14 protein-coding genes are annotated in these 15,348 nt (G+C 58.4%); 7 read left to right on the forward strand and 7 right to left on the reverse strand.

Features of this window, described 5'->3' with window-relative positions:
* Positions 1-18: 18 nt before the first annotated feature.
* The 4 genes from TR2A62_RS17345 to TR2A62_RS17360 form a co-directional block, all read right to left on the reverse strand.
* On the reverse strand, positions 19-1,140 hold the full coding sequence (locus tag TR2A62_RS17345; RefSeq protein WP_009158845.1) for a hypothetical protein: 1,122 nt from the start codon (positions 1,138-1,140) through the stop codon (positions 19-21).
* Positions 1,141-1,234: 94 nt separating this feature from the next.
* Positions 1,235-3,046 (reverse strand): M3 family oligoendopeptidase, encoded by a 1,812-nt coding sequence (locus TR2A62_RS17350; RefSeq protein ID WP_009158098.1) that lies wholly within the window; start codon positions 3,044-3,046, stop codon positions 1,235-1,237.
* 75 nt (positions 3,047-3,121) lie between these two features.
* A complete protein-coding gene (locus TR2A62_RS17355) occupies positions 3,122-3,994 on the reverse strand; it encodes an amidohydrolase (RefSeq protein WP_009158099.1) in 873 nt (290 codons plus the stop codon).
* Positions 3,995-4,071: 77 nt separating this feature from the next.
* Positions 4,072-4,836 (reverse strand): HpcH/HpaI aldolase/citrate lyase family protein, encoded by a 765-nt coding sequence (locus TR2A62_RS17360; RefSeq protein ID WP_009160597.1) that lies wholly within the window; start codon positions 4,834-4,836, stop codon positions 4,072-4,074.
* Between the two features lie 146 nt (positions 4,837-4,982).
* On the opposite strand from TR2A62_RS17360, the gene TR2A62_RS17365 reads away from it, so the two are divergent.
* Both TR2A62_RS17365 and TR2A62_RS17370 read left to right on the forward strand, forming a co-directional pair.
* A complete protein-coding gene (locus TR2A62_RS17365) occupies positions 4,983-5,999 on the forward strand; it encodes a ligase-associated DNA damage response exonuclease (protein WP_040821745.1) in 1,017 nt (338 codons plus the stop codon).
* Positions 5,996-7,585 (forward strand): ATP-dependent DNA ligase, encoded by a 1,590-nt coding sequence (locus TR2A62_RS17370; protein ID WP_009158420.1) that lies wholly within the window; start codon positions 5,996-5,998, stop codon positions 7,583-7,585. The genes TR2A62_RS17365 and TR2A62_RS17370 overlap by 4 nt, the downstream gene beginning before the upstream one ends.
* Before the next feature lie 3 nt (positions 7,586-7,588).
* On the opposite strand, the gene TR2A62_RS17375 is transcribed toward TR2A62_RS17370, so the two are convergent.
* Both TR2A62_RS17375 and TR2A62_RS17380 read right to left on the reverse strand, forming a co-directional pair.
* Positions 7,589-8,533, reverse strand: coding sequence for an alpha/beta hydrolase (locus TR2A62_RS17375; RefSeq protein ID WP_009157666.1), 945 nt, complete (start codon positions 8,531-8,533; stop codon positions 7,589-7,591).
* Positions 8,533-8,820 carry an SCP2 sterol-binding domain-containing protein gene (locus TR2A62_RS17380; protein ID WP_009160086.1) on the reverse strand — a complete coding sequence of 96 codons (288 nt, stop codon included), beginning with the start codon at positions 8,818-8,820 and terminating at the stop codon, positions 8,533-8,535. The genes TR2A62_RS17375 and TR2A62_RS17380 overlap by 1 nt, the downstream gene beginning before the upstream one ends.
* A gap of 73 nt (positions 8,821-8,893) precedes the next feature.
* On the opposite strand from TR2A62_RS17380, the gene TR2A62_RS17385 reads away from it, so the two are divergent.
* The 5 genes from TR2A62_RS17385 (at position 8,894) to TR2A62_RS17405 (ending at position 13,875) form a co-directional block, all read left to right on the forward strand.
* On the forward strand, positions 8,894-9,457 hold the full coding sequence (locus TR2A62_RS17385) for a tetratricopeptide repeat protein (RefSeq protein WP_009158240.1): 564 nt from the start codon (positions 8,894-8,896) through the stop codon (positions 9,455-9,457).
* 39 nt (positions 9,458-9,496) lie between these two features.
* Positions 9,497-12,268 carry a helicase-related protein gene (locus TR2A62_RS17390; protein ID WP_009157444.1) on the forward strand — a complete coding sequence of 924 codons (2,772 nt, stop codon included), beginning with the start codon at positions 9,497-9,499 and terminating at the stop codon, positions 12,266-12,268.
* Positions 12,265-12,660, forward strand: a complete 396-nt coding sequence (locus TR2A62_RS17395; RefSeq protein WP_009160901.1) for an RNA-binding S4 domain-containing protein — start codon at positions 12,265-12,267, stop codon at positions 12,658-12,660. The genes TR2A62_RS17390 and TR2A62_RS17395 overlap by 4 nt, the downstream gene beginning before the upstream one ends.
* A 94-nt stretch (positions 12,661-12,754) precedes the next feature.
* A complete protein-coding gene (gene fdxA / locus TR2A62_RS17400; RefSeq protein ID WP_009159636.1) occupies positions 12,755-13,090 on the forward strand; it encodes a ferredoxin FdxA in 336 nt (111 codons plus the stop codon).
* Positions 13,091-13,359: 269 nt separating this feature from the next.
* Positions 13,360-13,875, forward strand: a complete 516-nt coding sequence (locus TR2A62_RS17405) for a CarD family transcriptional regulator (RefSeq protein WP_009158451.1) — start codon at positions 13,360-13,362, stop codon at positions 13,873-13,875.
* Positions 13,876-13,950: 75 nt separating this feature from the next.
* Here the strand turns inward: TR2A62_RS17405 and purD are convergent, their stop codons facing one another.
* A complete protein-coding gene (gene purD / locus TR2A62_RS17410) occupies positions 13,951-15,213 on the reverse strand; it encodes a phosphoribosylamine--glycine ligase (RefSeq protein WP_009157703.1) in 1,263 nt (420 codons plus the stop codon).
* Positions 15,214-15,348: the final 135 nt, after the last annotated feature.

The raw sequence follows: 15,348 nt of genomic DNA on the forward strand, positions 1-15,348 counted from the left end.
TATCTCGGTCGCTTGGGCTTAGGTGTCGGCCTTGGCGATGAGGGTGTTAAAGGTAATCGCGTTGGGTTCCACTTTTTCTGCCGCGTTCATTGATTTGAACATTTCTTGCGCTTGTTCGTGAGTCTCGGCCTTGGCGATGAGTGTGTTGAAGGTGTAGACGTCAGGTTCAAAAGAAGGAATGCGTTCTAGCATCGCGATGCTTTGAGCGGCTTTGAATGAACGTTGGCGGTGCACCGAGAAATTGATCTGGCGAGCGCGTAGATTTGTGAGCTCGGTTACAAGGGCGGGGTCACGGGCGGCGAGGATGGCGTCGCCGTGGCGATCCAGCGCGAGACCACTTTCGAGTGTTTGCCACAGCCGATCCGCGTCGGTGGCGATCATGCGGGCGAGGCGGTCGTGGGTTTGGTCGAGTTGCGCCTGTTTGTCAGAAGCGATGGTCGTGAGTTTGGGCAGCGCTTGGTCGAGGAGCGTCTTGGCAGTGTCAAAGTCGCGGTCTTTCATCGCGGTTTGGATCGCCTTTTGCAGGTCTATGTCCTCGGGGGATAAAAGGTTGGTATTTGGTGCGCCGAGGAGGTCGGTGCTTTGATCAGCGGATTTTTGGGCTTCGAGCAGTTCTCGGAGGAGGCGGTTGTTTTCATTGATAGCAATTGTTGCGGCATCTTGCCTTTGCTCGAGACGACCGACCGCTTGGTCAGTGCGCTCGGTCGTGTCGCCGATAGCGCGAAGACTCTTTGCGACGGCCTGTTCGTAGCGGGGGCGCAGTTTGGTCGCGACCTCTTGGCTGTCGAGCACCGCCTGAATGGTGTGCACCATAACCTTGCGGAATTTGTCTTGGGTGCCAGCCGTGGCGTGGTAGTTGGCCACGATGTTTTCGAGCAACACGTCGCAGATGTCATTGGCGTCGAGAGCCGAGGTGATGACGGTTTGTGTCGACAGGTCGATGTGTTCGACCATCTGGCGGATGTGTTTACGGTCATCCTCGCCCAGATGGGTTTCGCTAATTTTGGTGCTTAGAACGTCGTGGATATACGCATTGAGCGCCTTGGACGGAGCGTATTTATCTTTGAAGATACCAAGAAGACCACCGGCGGTGGCATAGCCTGCGGTCGCTGCACCGACAGGGCCAGTTGCAGTGACCATTGTTACGAGGTTGATAATGACGCCAGCGCTTTTGAACTAAATCGAGTCTTCACACCTAGGTGGAACGTCGAGGTTGGTGACGCTTATGTCAAGCTCACCCTTCCATCGCTTCCAGCTCGTCGATCATGGAGGCGATGAGGCTTAGGCCTTTGTCCCAGAATTTGGGATCAGAGGCATCTAGGCCGAAGGGAGCCAAGAGCTCTTTGTGGTGTTTTGAGCCACCGGCGCGGAGCATGTCGAAGTATTTGTCTTGGAAGTCGTCGCCGTCCTCCTCGAACACCGCATAGAGCGCGTTTACGAGGCCGTCGCCGAACGCGTAGGCGTAGACGTAGAAGGGCGAGTGGACGAAGTGTGGGACGTATGCCCAAAATGTCTTGTAACCGGGCATGAATTCGAACACAGGGCCGAGGCTTTCGGCCTGAACGGACATCCACAGGGCGTTGATGTCGTCAGGTGTCAGTTCGCCATTGGCGCGCGCGGCGTGGAGTTTGCACTCAAAGTCATAGAACGCGATTTGGCGCACGACCGTGTTGATCATATCCTCGACTTTGCCGGCGAGCATGACCTTGCGTTCGGCTTGGGTCTTAGCACCTGACAGCATTTTGCGGAAGGTCAGCATTTCACCAAAGACTGATGCGGTTTCTGCCAGTGTAAGCGGTGTCGAAGACAAGAGTTCGCCCTGATCTGCCGCCAGAACTTGGTGCACGCCGTGGCCCAATTCATGGGCCAGCGTCATCACGTCACGCGGTTTGCCCAAGTAGTTGAGCATCACATAGGGGTGCGCCTCGGTCACAGTGGGGTGGGCAAAGGCACCGGGGGCTTTGCCCGGTTTGACGGCGGCGTCGATCCAGCCGTCCTTAAAGAAAGGCTTGGCAATTTCGGCCATGCGCGGATCAAATTCAGCATAAGCGTCCATGACGGTTTTCTCGGCTTGGTCCCAGTCGACGATCTTGCTGTCTTCCATGGGCAGCGGCGCGTTGCGGTCCCAGACCTGCATGGTGTCGAGGCCCAGCCATTTCGCCTTGAGCGCGTAGTAGCGGTGCGAAAGTTTGGGGTAGGCGGCGACGACGGCATTGCGCAGTGCCTCGACCACCTCGGGTTCGACATGGTTGGACAAATGGCGCCCAGTTTGGGGTGTGGGCATGCCGCGCCAGCGGTCTTCGATCTCTTTTTCTTTGGCCAGCGTGTTGTGAACGCGCGCAAAGAGTTTGACGTTGTCCTCGAACACGGATGCCAGTTCGCGGGCGGCGGCCTCGCGCATGTCGCGGCTCTGTTCGGTCAACAGGTTCAGCGTGCCTTCGATGTTCAGCTCGTCGCCATTCACGAAAAAGGTGAGGCCTGCAATGGTCTCGTCAAAGAGGCGATTCCATGCAGAGGCGCCAACGGTGGATTGGTCGTGCAGGAATTTTTCCAGCTCGTCCGACAACTGGTACGGTTTGGAAGCGCGCAGGCGGTCGAACACAGGTTTGTAGCGGGCGAGGTTGGCATTCTCGGTCAGCATCGCGGCAAGGGACGCATCCTCGAGACGGTTCAGCTCCAGCGTGTAGAACACCAGCGGCGTTGTGAATGTTGTGATCTTGTCCTGCATGTCGGCCATGAATTTGGCGCGGTCGTCATCGGTGGTGATCTGGTAATAGCGCAGGCCTGCGTAGGACATGATGCGCCCTGCGATGATGTCGATTTTCTCGTAACGCAGCACACAGTCGAGCAGACCAGCGGCGTCGAGATCGGCAAGTTTGCCTTCGTAGTCGCTGGCGAAGTTTGTGCATGCCTCTTCGAGCCAACCAAGGTCGCGGGTGAGCTCTGGACTGTCTTGGGATGGATAGAGATGGGTCAGGTCCCATTCAGGCAGGTTGCCCAAATTGTCGGTGCCGTTGGATGCGTTGATGTCAAAAGTGCGGGTCATGGGAGCCTCGTGTATCAAGAGTTGCTCTATAGGTATGGGGCCGTGGGGCAGATGGAAAGGGGGCCAACAGGAAAGTCAGAGGCCAAAGAGCTGTGCTGGTGCGTCGGACAGAATGGTTTTGCGGTCGCGGTCGTTGGTCACGGTGTCATGGAACGCATCTAGCAGTGTGCTTGCATCCGGCATTGTGGCCCCGTTCAACATCAGGTGTGGCCAGTCGGACCCCCACAAACAACGCTCGGAGTTGGCAGTGGCGAGGGCTGCGACAAAGGGTGCGCTGCGGGTCAGGTCGTCGTGCATCCGGTAGGGGGCCGAGAGTTTGATATAAGCGTGACCGTCGGCGACCAGCCCCAGCAGCGTTTGAAACCAGGGATCATCTGTGCCCAGCGTCAGGTCAGGCCATCCAAGGTGATCTATCACCACAGGCACAGGCATGGCGCGGATGTCATCGGCAATCTCAACCATGTGCAGGTGGCTGTGCAGCAGCATCTGGATGTGCAAACCGCGATCTGCCAGACGTGGTGCCATCGCACGTGCACCAGCCCACGACAGGAGGCCGCCGTGAACATAGTTGAGCCGAACAGCGGCGAGGTTGCTGTCCACAAAGTGATCTAGGCTGGCATCCGTGGCATCATCGGGCAACAGGCCTACACCGCGAAATCCAGCCCCCAAACGGCGCACCGTTTCAATGGTGATCGAATTGTCACCGCCATAGAGGATCGAATGCACGATCACACCGCGCGTAAACCCCAGCGTATCGAGGTGGGTTTTGTAGAGATCGAGGTAGCCGTCAAAATCCGCACCGTGTGCTGGATTTTCCACACGCCCCTCCCACAGCGGAAAATCATCGGGCGCACCGACCAGATGGACATGGGTGTCGCAGGCATTGTGCGGCGCGCGGGTCTGGGGTGGTTTCGACGCGGGCGGAAATTGGGCGTGCGGTTTGGTCATTAGGTATCGCCTGTGTCTTGTGGGGTGGGGCTGCATGGGGCGCAAATCACCCCAAACGGTTTCGTCGTGTGGACCTATTAGGTGATGTCTTTGATCCCATCGGCGGTGGCGCGTGCGCCTTGCAGCATCCAGCCATGTTCAGACGAGACAAAGAACATGCTGAACCCGTAGTCGCGCCATTCTGCGGCTTTGGCCGCGTTGGGGACAAAGGTCATATAGGCCACGCCTGCAGATTTGGCGGCAGCAGAGCAGGTTTCAATTGCGGCAAACAGCTCGTCGCTGTCTTGGGACGTTTTGCCATACGCGATCGAGAGATCGGCGGGCCCAAGGAACAGACCGTCAATGCCGTCGGTTGCCGCGATTTGTTCGGCCAGATCGACGCCTTCGGGTTCTTCGATCTGGGCGATGACCACCGTTTCACTGTGTGATTGTTCAAGAAGCTCAGCCATGCCGCGTGTGGTGTAGCCGGCCCAGCGGGTCGATCCTGCGTACCCGCGACCACCGTGGCCAAAGCGCGCGGCCTTAGAAATCGCTTGGGCCTTTTCAACGCTGTCCACATGCGGGCACACGATGCCAACGGCGCCCATGTCCATCACGTTGAGAATGTCAGACGGGGTAGAAGATGGGATGCGCACCAAGGTCGGGAAATCAAGCGCACGGGCCACGGCCAGACAGGCATCCATGCGGGCGCGATCAAAGGGGGCGTGTTCGGCGTCGAGACAGATGAAATCTAGGCCTGACTTGGCCAGAACCTCGATCATTGTGATGTCCGGTGTTTTGACGAATGTCCCTGACATGACATCGCCGCGTAGCATCCGCTCTTTGAAACCAGCTGTGCGCATCTCTATTCTCCCTTTTCGATGTCCTATTGGCACCACAGCCGATCAGAACACTCAAGGCTTGATCGTGTCTTTGGTCCAAGAAACCTGTCAGCAAGCGGGTCCGCGTGATTGCCGCTGGTCGGGGATAGGCTAGGTTGGTGGGTATGATGCAGCCGCTTTTGACCTTTACCGAGCGTGGGATTTATTGCGCCCAAGGGGATTTCTACATTGATCCGTGGAAACCCGTGGCGCGGGCGTTGATTACCCACGGACATGCAGATCACGCGCGTCGGGGGATGGAGAGCTATCTTGCCACGCAGGCTGCGGCCCCCGTCATGCAGCACCGCTTGGGGCCAGATGAGCGGATTGAGACGGTCAAATACGGCGAGACGATCAATATGGGCGGTGTCCAGGTGTCGTATCATCCGGCGGGGCATGTGACGGGATCGGCGCAAATTCGCGTGGAATACGGCGGCGAGGTTTGGGTCGCCTCGGGGGATTACAAGACCGTCGATGACGGGTTGAGTGAGCCGTTCGAGCCTGTGAAATGCCACGCGTTCATCACCGAGAGTACCTTTGGTCTGCCGGTGTTCAAATGGACCAATCAGGATGTGCTGCGCGCGCAGATCAACGACTGGTGGGCCAAGAATGCGGCCGAAGGACGTGTGTCGATCCTGTCGGCCTATGCGCTGGGCAAGGCGCAGCGGCTGTTGCGGGCGTTAGATGGAGAGATCGGGCCGATCCTGACCCACGGCGCGATCGAGGCGACCAATGCGGTGCTGCGGGGGCAAGGCATCGCGTTGCCTGACACGATGTTGGTCACGGCCGAGACGACGGCCAAGACACATCCAACCGCATTGGTGCTGGCGACCCCGTCGGGGATGGCATCGCCGTGGGCCAAGAAGTTCGGTGCGGCCTCGACCGCCTTTGCGTCGGGGTGGATGGCGTTGCGGGGGGTGCGGCGCAGGCGCGGGGCGGATCGCGGGTTTATCATGTCGGATCATGCGGATTGGACCGGCCTGAATGATGCGATTGCAGCCACTGGGGCAGAGCGGGTGTTTGTGACCCACGGCTACACGGATGTGTTTGCGCGGTATCTGTCCGAGCAGGGATATGATGCGCGTGTGGTTGAGACGGATTATACTGGCGAGAGTTTGGACGCACCGGCAGAGGAGGCGTCATGAAACGGTTCGCTGATCTTTATACCGCGCTCGACCAGACGACCAAAACCACGGTCAAGGTGGATGCGCTGACTGCCTATTTTCATGCGGCGGCTGATGCGGACAAACTGTGGTGCATTGCGCTGTTCACAGGCCGCAGACCCAAGAGAAGTGTCACAACAACGCTGCTGCGGGCATGGGCCGCCGAGCAGGCGGGCATCCCTGCGTGGCTGTTCGAGGAATGTTATCCGATTGTCGGTGATCTGGCGGAAACCATTGCGTTGGTTCTGCCGCCGAACACCCAAGAGAGCGATCACAGTCTGAGCCATTGGGTCACCGTTGTGCAGGGGCTGCGGGACCAAGACGAAGGCGCGCGGCGGGACGTGATTTTGCAAGCGTGGGATCAGCTGGCCCCGACCGAGCGGTTTTTGCTGAACAAGCTGATCACAGGCGGGTTCCGGATCGGGGTGTCAGCCAAGCTGGTGACGCGGGCGTTGGCACGGGCAACCGACCAAGACGAGGCGGCGTTGACCCACAAGCTGATGGGCAAATGGACGCCGGATGACATCAATTTCAAGAGCCTCGTTCTGGCGGATGATCCGATGGCCGATCGATCCAAGCCCTATCCGTTTTATTTGGCCCACGGGGTCGAGGATGTCGCGGCGCTGGGGGATCCGGCTGACTGGATGGCGGATTGGAAATGGGACGGTATCCGCGGGCAGTTGATCTTGCGCGATGGGTTGCACTATTTGTGGTCGCGGGGCGAAGACCTGATGACCGACCGCTTTCCCGAATTGGCCCAATTGGTTGATTTCGTGCCAGACGGTACGGTGATTGATGGCGAGGTTCTGGCGTGGCAAGACGGCGCGCCCCTGTCATTTAATGCCTTGCAAAAGCGGATTGGCCGCAAGACGGTGCCTAAAAAACTGTTGGCCGAGGCAGCTGTTATCCTCAAGGCCTATGATCTGCTGGAATGGCAGGGTGAAGACATTCGCGCGCGCCCCCACGCCGTGCGGCGCGATCTGTTGTCAGGGCTGGTGGCGCAATTGCCAGAGACGGCGCCGTTGAAACTGTCGCCGTCCATCGGTTTTGACAGTTGGGATGCGCTGGCAGGCATTCGCGAAACCGCGCGTGATCATGGGACTGAGGGCGTGATGATCAAGCGGGCCGACAGCCCCTATCTGGCCGGTCGCAAAAAGGGGGATTGGTGGAAATGGAAGGTTGATCCGCTGACGATCGATGCGGTTCTGATCTATGCCCAAGCGGGCCACGGGAGGCGCGCCAACCTGTTTACCGACTACACGTTTGCGGTTTGGAACGGCAACGAGCTGACGCCGTTCACCAAGGCCTATTCCGGCCTGACGGATGCGGAATTTCGACAGGTCACCGCATGGGTCAAAAAGAACACGTTGCAAAAGTTCGGGCCGGTGCGGTCTGTCCCGCCCGAGCATGTGTTCGAAATCGCGTTTGAAGGTATCCAAGCGTCGCCGCGTCACAAGTCGGGTGTTGCGCTGCGGTTTCCCCGCATGCTGCGCTGGCGTCAGGACAAGCCGGTGCAAGAGGCCAACACGCTGGATGACCTGAATGCACTTCTGGAAACCTATGGATAGAGCTTAGGTGTGAGCCTTGAAATGCGCGGCCATGTCATCAAAGGCCGCGGTGGCCATTTCCGGCGTTTCCATCATGACCTCGTGCTCGGCGCCATTCAAAATCTTGAGCGTGCCGTTGGGCCATTTTGCCATACGCGATTTGATGCGTGCGGGGTCAACGATCCGTTCGTTGCCGCCCAAGAACGTCAAACACGGCATATTGGGCGAGGGCATCTTCGCCAGCGTGCGCATTTCGATCAAAGACATTCCGACCCAGTGCATGGAGGGGCCACCCAGAGCGAGCTCGGGGTGTGCGATCAGTTGTTCACGCAGCATTTCGAACATCTTGGGGTCGGTTGTTAGGGTGTTGTCCTCGAACGGGGCGTCGAGAACATAGGTCGTCTCGCCCTGACCGGGTGCAAAGAGGTGGCCAATGCCAACCCGTCCAGCGATCGATCCCAGACCCCAAGCGATCGGGCGCAGGTGCGGGGCAATCAACACGCCCCACATCGGCGCAGAAAAGGCGGCGGCCTGAACAGGCAGGTCCAAATGGAGCGCGCGCAGTCCGATGCAGCCGCCCATTGAGTGACCTATCAGATAGTAGGGTTCTGGCAGGCCGAGGGCGCGGGCGTGATCGACAAAGGCAGTGACGTCCAGTTGGTAATCCGAGAATTGCCCGACGTGGCCTGTGCCGCGCACGGCTGTCAGGCGATCTGCGATACCTTGGCCGCGCCAATCGATGGCTGCGGATGCAAACCCACGGTTCGCAAATTCAACAGCGGCGTGGTGATATTTTTCCACATATTCTGTCCGGCCTGGAAACATGATAACCGTGCCGTTTGGCGCGGATTTCGGCGTCCAATGGCCGACGCGCAAGCGCACCCCATCTGCGGCGGTGATCCAATGGGCCGTGCCCTGTGGGTCGCCGCTGACAATATCGTCGTAGTAGGGTGCGCTTTGCATTGTCATTAGCCGAGCTGGCCTGCCATTTTCATGGCCATACCCATGTTGCCGTCGACCTTGAGTTTGCCGGTCATAAAGGCGGATGTCGGGTTTTGGTCGCCGGACAGGATGTTTTGGAAGACGTCGGCATCTGCGGTCAGGGTCACGTCTGCTTCGTCGTCGCCTGCACGTGCGCCGTCGCTGTCGACGATGATCGAACCTTCGCCGGACAGCACAAACTTGGCCGTCCCTTCGATGCCGTCACCCATTTTTTCGTTCAGGATTGCGACTGCTTGGTCGATGACTTCACTCATTGTTGTTGTCCTTTTGGTACATTTAATGTGTGCGGGGCTGGAGTTACCTCCGTCTCGCGCTAATATGGGAGGTATGACGCGCAGTTCGACCAGCATCAAATGTATCGTTACGGCATTTTTCGTAACAGTGGGGTTTTCCGCACCCTGTATTGCGCAAGATCAGGCGCGATTGGCAGAGCTATATGAGCAATTGAGTGCCGCCGAAGAGGGTGGCTACGAGCGAATCGAACGGCAGATTTACGACGAATGGGGCAAGTCTGGATCAGCGGCGATGGATTTGCTGGTGCGCCGTGGGCGCGACGCATTGGACGCACGCGATCATGACGCCGCCGTGGATCATTTCAGCGCCTTGGTCGATCATGCGCCAGATTTCGCCGAAGGATACGCTGGGCGGGCAACCGCCTATTTCCACGAGGGGCAATATGGCCTTGCAATTGATGATCTGCGCGAAGTGTTGAACCGCGATCCCAACCATTATGTGGCCATCACTGGGTTGGCTGTCATCCTAGAGGATTTGGGGCGCAATCAGGATGCTCTGGACGGCTACCGCGAAGTGTTGCGTATTCATCCCAATCAGCCAGAGGTTTTGGTTGGGGTTGAACGTCTTGAGGCTTTGTTAGAGGGTCAGGCGTTGTAACGCTGCCTGCCCGTTTTATCCCAAAGGGATTCCCTTTTTATGTCCTCTCGTATTGTTGCGGTCCTCGGGCCGACAAACACCGGCAAGACGCATTATGCGATCGAGCGGATGCTGGGGCATCGGTCGGGTATCATGGGGTTGCCACTGCGGCTGCTTGCCCGAGAGGTTTATGACAAGATCGTAGCCGTGCGGGGGCCGTCTGTTGTCGCCTTGATCACTGGCGAAGAACGCATTGTACCCGAGCGTGCGGCCTATTGGATTTGTACGGTCGAGGCGATGCCCGAAGGCATGGGCGCTGATTTCGTCGGGATTGATGAAATTCAGCTTTGCTCGGACCGTGAGCGGGGTCATGTTTTTACCGACCGTTTGCTGCATGCGCGTGGCTTGCACGAAACGTTGTTCATGGGGGCCGACACCATGCGGTCGGCGATTGCGGCCCAGATCCCCAATGTTGAATTTGTTCACCGCGAGCGGATGTCAGAGCTGACTTATACGGGTCAGAAAAAGATTAGCCGGATGCGTGAGCGCTCTGCAATTGTTGGGTTTTCTGTCGATAATGTCTATGCGATTGCCGAACTTCTTAAACGGCAAAAGGGCGGTGCGGCGGTTGTTATGGGCGCGCTCAGCCCGCGCACACGCAATGCGCAGGTCGAGCTGTATCAGAACGGTGATGTGGATTACCTCGTGGCGACGGATGCCATCGGGATGGGTCTGAATTTGGACATTGATCACGTCGCGTTCTCGGGGTTGCAGAAATTCGACGGGCGCAAGATGCGGTATTTGATGCCCAACGAATTGGCGCAGATCGCGGGCCGTGCGGGGCGCGGCATGTCGAACGGCACTTTTGGTGTGACGGGCGAGGCGCCTGCACTGGATCAGCCCATTGTCGATGCGATCACCAGCCACCAATTTGCCCCTGTCACTCGATTGCAGTGGCGCAACAGCCGTTTGCAATTTGGCAGCATCGGGCGACTGGTGCAGACGCTACAGGAACGCACCGATGACGAGTGGCTGACACGCGTCCGCGAGAGCGATGATCTGGCCGCACTCAAAGCATTGGGTGCAGATGCAGAGATCGAGGCGCGGTGTACGACTGGGCCCAGCGTGCGGCTGTTATGGGATGTGTGCCGTGTTCCGGATTTTCGCGGGATTTCCAAGGGCGAACATGCGGGGCTTTTGACCACCATATTCAATGACCTGCATGAGCGCGGCGAGATCTTGGAAAGCTGGCTGGCACGACAGGTCAAACGTATCGATCGGCACGACGGGGACATTGACACATTGTCGAAACGTCTGGCCTATATCCGCACTTGGACTTATGTGGCGCAGCGAAAAGGCTGGGTGCGGGACGAAAACCATTGGCGTGGCGAGACCCGCGCTGTAGAAGACCGACTGTCAGATGCGTTGCATGGCGCGCTGACCCAACGATTTGTGGACCGGCGGACAAGTGTTTTGCTTCGGCGGCTCAAACAGAAGGAAGCTCTTGTGGCGGATGTATCGAAAGACGGCGAAGTAACGGTAGAAGGCCAGTATATTGGCAAGCTTGAGGGGTTCCGGTTCCGTCAGGACAAAAACGCGACCCCAGAGGAAGCCAAGACATTGCGCAGCGCATCGTTGCAAGCTCTCGCACCCGAGTTCCATTTGCGGGCGGACCGTTTCTATAACGCGCCTGACACCGAGATTGATTTTACCGAACAGGGCGGCCTGATGTGGGGCGAGATGGCTGTCGGTAAATTGGTAGCCGGCGCCGAGCCGCTGAAGCCGGTGATCGAGGCTTTTGTCGATGACGAAGCTGGCGCAGATGTCGCAGCCAAGGTTCAGCGCCGTTTACAGCATTTCATTGACCGCAAGGTCGCCACGTTGTTCGAGCCGATGATGGCGATGAGGCGCGATGAGACACTGACCGGTATGGCGCGCGGCTTTGCGTTCCGTTTGGTCGAAGCGCTGGGCGTTTTGCCGCGCGGCGATGTGGCTGACGATGTCAAAGCACTGGACCAAGATGCACGTGGCGCATTGCGCAAGCATGGCATCCGGTTTGGTCAATTCACGATCTTTATGCCGCTGATGCTAAAGCCTGCGCCGACGCGTTTGCGTTTGGTGTTGTGGTCGCTGGCCAATGGCTTGCAAGAATTTCCAGAGAGCCCGCCCGCGGGTATGGTGACTGTTCCTACGATCAAGGACGCACCAGCAGGGTATTATGCAATGGCGGGCTACCGTGCAGCAGGCGCGCGGGCAATCCGTATCGATATGTTGGAACGTTTGGCTGATATGCTGCGTACCCACAACAGCCGTAGCGGGTTTGAAGGCAACGCCGATATGTTGTCGATCACCGGTATGACGCTAGAGCAGTTCGCCGACCTTATGGGTGGTTTAGGATACAAGGCCGAGCGCGGCGAGCGAGCCAAGGTTAAAGCCGCTGATCCTGCGGCCCCTGTGGATGCACCTGTTGCGGATGCAGCTGCTGAGGATGCACCGGCGGACGCGGAAGCACCTGCGAAACCCGAAGCTCCGGCACCAGAGGCAGATGCGGCAGTGACTGAAGCACCGGCAGAGGATGCAGCAGCAGCCGAGCCCGAGGTCGAAGTGTTCTATACCTTTACGTGGGGCGGCAATCGTCCCAATCGTGAGGGTGGTGGACGTCGCGAAGGTGGCGGCGGCGGTGGCAAGCCTAAGGGCAAGCCGCGCGGCAAAGGTGGTCCTAAGGGTGGCGGCAAGCCGCAGAACTTTAGCGCGCGCCCTGCCAAGAAAGAAAAAGCCATTGATCCTGACAATCCCTTTGCAGCGGCCTTGGGCGGTCTGAAAAAGGATTGAGCGACACCCCTGATCCCGTTCGCGAGACCATCCGCATCGACAAATGGTTGTGGCACGCGCGGTTTTTCAAAACCCGCGGGCTGGCCACCAAGGTTGTGCAGGGTGGCAAAGTCCGCGTCGACAGCACGCCGGTCAGTAAGCCGGCGCGCGCGGTCGGGACGGGAATGGTTCTAACATTTCCACAGGCGGATACGGTTCGCGTCGTGCGTATTTTGGGGGTTGGGACGCGGCGCGGTCCGGCTCCCGAAGCGCAAGCCTTGTACGAAGATCTGACGCCCGAAGCGCCCAAACGCGCCATTGAGATCCAAGGCGCAAATCCCAAATACGAGGGCAAGGGACGGCCCAGCAAAAAGGAATGGCGCAAAGGGCTGCGACATTTTGACGGCACTTGATGTCGCGTAAGGGGCGGGGGTCTTCGTATCACCGCTTGAACGTCCGGCGCGGTTGTCTTATCTCAATCGCAACACGAGATAAGAGACAGATTTCATGACCTATATCGTCAACGACAGCTGCATCGCTTGCAAATACACCGACTGTGTCGAGGTATGCCCCGTAGATTGTTTCTATGAGGGGGAAAACATGTTGGTGATCCACCCAGACGAGTGCATCGACTGTGGTGTCTGCGAGCCTGAGTGCCCAGCGGATGCGATCCGTCCGGACACCGAGCCAGATATGGAAAAATGGGTCGAGTTCAACCGCAAATATTCCGAGATGTGGCCGGTGATCATCACCAAAAAAGACCCGCTGCCCAATGCCGACGAGATGGACGGCAAAGAGGGCAAGATGGAGCTGTTCAGCGAAGTCGCTGGCGAAGGCGGTTGATGCGATTCGCCGCCCAGCCTGTTTTTGTGGTGGCGCGCGCACTGAATCGGCGGGAAAACCTCTAAATCATTGAAGAAATTTGCCAAAAACGGGGGCTCGGGCTGTGCGCTTGGGGAATGCCCGTTTTTATGCTATAATGTTGTGGAATGTTGCACGTGATCTAGACAATTCGACGATGACATCGAACCTGCAGAGGCGCTTTGCCCCTGTGGGATTTTTTGTCGGGTGGGTCCTGTTTTGGTTGCGGTTTTGGACGGAGTGAAAGCCAGATGAGCAAGAAGAAAAAAAGAGATTTCGAGCCGAACGACTTTGTTGTGTATCCCGCACATGGCGTCGGCAAAGTGGTGTCGATCGAAGAGCAAGAGGTTGCAGGTTTTGAGCTAGAGCTGTTTGTGATTGCGTTTGAAAAAGACAAGATGACGTTACGCGTGCCTACGCACAAGGCCATCGAGGTCGGCATGCGGTCGCTGAGCACACCTGATGTGGTCAACCACGCGATGAAGACGCTCAAAGGCAAGGCCAAGGTCAAAAAGGCCATGTGGTCGCGCCGTGCGCAGGAATACGAGCAAAAGATCAACTCGGGTGATTTGATCGCGATTGCCGAAGTGGTCCGCGATTTGCACCGTGCGGATGACCAGCGCGAGCAGAGCTATTCCGAGCGTCAGCTGTATGAAGCGGCTCTAGAGCGTTTGACCCGCGAGATTGCAGCGACAGGTTCGGGCGACGAAGCGATTGCCGCCCAAGAGATCACAGACGTTTTGCAGAGCCGCGCTGCTGCGGCCTAAATCCGGTCTGAGAAAAGAAAAAGCCGGCCCAATTGGGTCGGCTTTTTGCGTTTCTAGGGTCAGATGTCTGATGGATCAGAGGGCGCGCCAGCCGATGTCGGTGCGCATAAAGCCTTCGGGCCAATCGATCTGTTCGGTGGTGGTATAGGCGCGGGCGCGGGCCTCGGCCAAAGTGTCTGCACGCGCCGTGACGGCCAGAACGCGGCCACCGGTTGCGATGATGTCGCCGTCCTTTTCGCCGGTGCCTGCGTGAAACACCATGTCGCACGATGTGGCGGGCAGGGTGTCGAGACCGCGGATCACGCTGCCTTTTTCATAGGCACCGGGATAGCCGTTGGCGGCCAGCACGATTGTCAGCGCGTGGTCATTGGCCCAATTCACACGTGCGTCGGTCAGACCACCTGTGGCGCAGGCTTGGATCAGGTCAAAGGCTTGGGCACCTAGGCGCATCATGAGCACCTGACATTCAGGGTCGCCAAAGCGCACGTTGTATTCGACCAAACGCGGTTGGCCGTCTTTGATCATCAGCCCGACAAAAAGGATGCCCTGAAACGGTGTGCCGCGACGGGCCATTTCGGCCATGGTCGGTTTGACGATTTCATCCAGCGCCTTTTGCGTCACAGCGTCGGTCATCACAGGAGCAGGGGAATAGGCCCCCATTCCGCCGGTGTTTGGGCCGATGTCGCCATCAAAGGCGCGTTTGTGGTCTTGGGCTGTGCCAATGGGCAAAACGTCGGTGCCATCAACGAGCACAAAGAACGACGCCTCTTCGCCGTCCATGAATTCTTCGATCACGACCTCGGCGCCAGCGGCACCAAATTCGCCATGGAACATGTCGTCGATCGCGTCCAGTGCTTCGGCTTCGGTCATGGCGACAATCACGCCTTTGCCTGCAGCGAGGCCGTCGGCCTTGACCACGATGGGCGCACCTTGGGCGCGGATATAGTCTCGCGCGGCATCGGCATCGGTGAAGTGACCGTAGGCAGCGGTCGGTGCGTCGACGGCGGCACAGACATCTTTGGTAAAGGATTTGGACGCCTCAAGTTCGGCGGCGGCTTGGGATGGGCCGAACGTCGCAAAGCCTGCAGCGCGCAGGCGGTCAGACACACCGACGGCCAGCGGGGCCTCGGGGCCGACAATCACAAAGTCGATGCTCTGACTGGTGGCAAATTCAACAACCGCGTCGCCGTCCATAATATCGAGCGCGCAGGTCTCGCAAATCTGGGCGATTCCAGCGTTTCCGGGGGCCACAACAACCCGGTCGCATTTGGGATTTTGCAAGGTCGCCCAAGCGAGCGCGTGCTCACGTCCACCGCTTCCGAGTATGAGGATGTTCATGGGGCAGCTCCTGCTTGGACTTCGTCGCGTTGCGTTCTAAGGTGCCTGCGAACAGAGGACAAGCCACCATGGACCTACTCGACGATCCAACCCCTGGGAGCAATACGCCGGAATTCTCGGTCACGGAAATCGCGG

Source organism: Thalassobium sp. R2A62 (assembly GCF_000161835.1).
Taxonomy (GTDB): domain Bacteria; phylum Pseudomonadota; class Alphaproteobacteria; order Rhodobacterales; family Rhodobacteraceae; genus Thalassobium.

Coding starts and splice junctions, on each gene's coding strand:
- TR2A62_RS17360 (WP_009160597.1), bottom strand. CDS start 4,836: ATGCGCACAGCTGGTTTCAAAGAGCGGATGCTACGCGGCGATGTCATG.
- fdxA (WP_009159636.1), top strand. CDS start 12,755: ATGACCTATATCGTCAACGACAGCTGCATCGCTTGCAAATACACCGAC.
- TR2A62_RS17390 (WP_009157444.1), top strand. CDS start 9,497: ATGTCCTCTCGTATTGTTGCGGTCCTCGGGCCGACAAACACCGGCAAG.
- TR2A62_RS17365 (WP_040821745.1), top strand. CDS start 4,983: ATGCAGCCGCTTTTGACCTTTACCGAGCGTGGGATTTATTGCGCCCAA.
- TR2A62_RS17375 (WP_009157666.1), bottom strand. CDS start 8,533: ATGACAATGCAAAGCGCACCCTACTACGACGATATTGTCAGCGGCGAC.
- TR2A62_RS17370 (WP_009158420.1), top strand. CDS start 5,996: ATGAAACGGTTCGCTGATCTTTATACCGCGCTCGACCAGACGACCAAA.
- TR2A62_RS17345 (WP_009158845.1), bottom strand. CDS start 1,140: ATGGTCACTGCAACTGGCCCTGTCGGTGCAGCGACCGCAGGCTATGCC.
- TR2A62_RS17350 (WP_009158098.1), bottom strand. CDS start 3,046: ATGACCCGCACTTTTGACATCAACGCATCCAACGGCACCGACAATTTG.
- TR2A62_RS17405 (WP_009158451.1), top strand. CDS start 13,360: ATGAGCAAGAAGAAAAAAAGAGATTTCGAGCCGAACGACTTTGTTGTG.
- TR2A62_RS17385 (WP_009158240.1), top strand. CDS start 8,894: ATGACGCGCAGTTCGACCAGCATCAAATGTATCGTTACGGCATTTTTC.
- TR2A62_RS17355 (WP_009158099.1), bottom strand. CDS start 3,994: ATGACCAAACCGCACGCCCAATTTCCGCCCGCGTCGAAACCACCCCAG.
- TR2A62_RS17380 (WP_009160086.1), bottom strand. CDS start 8,820: ATGAGTGAAGTCATCGACCAAGCAGTCGCAATCCTGAACGAAAAAATG.
- purD (WP_009157703.1), bottom strand. CDS start 15,213: ATGAACATCCTCATACTCGGAAGCGGTGGACGTGAGCACGCGCTCGCT.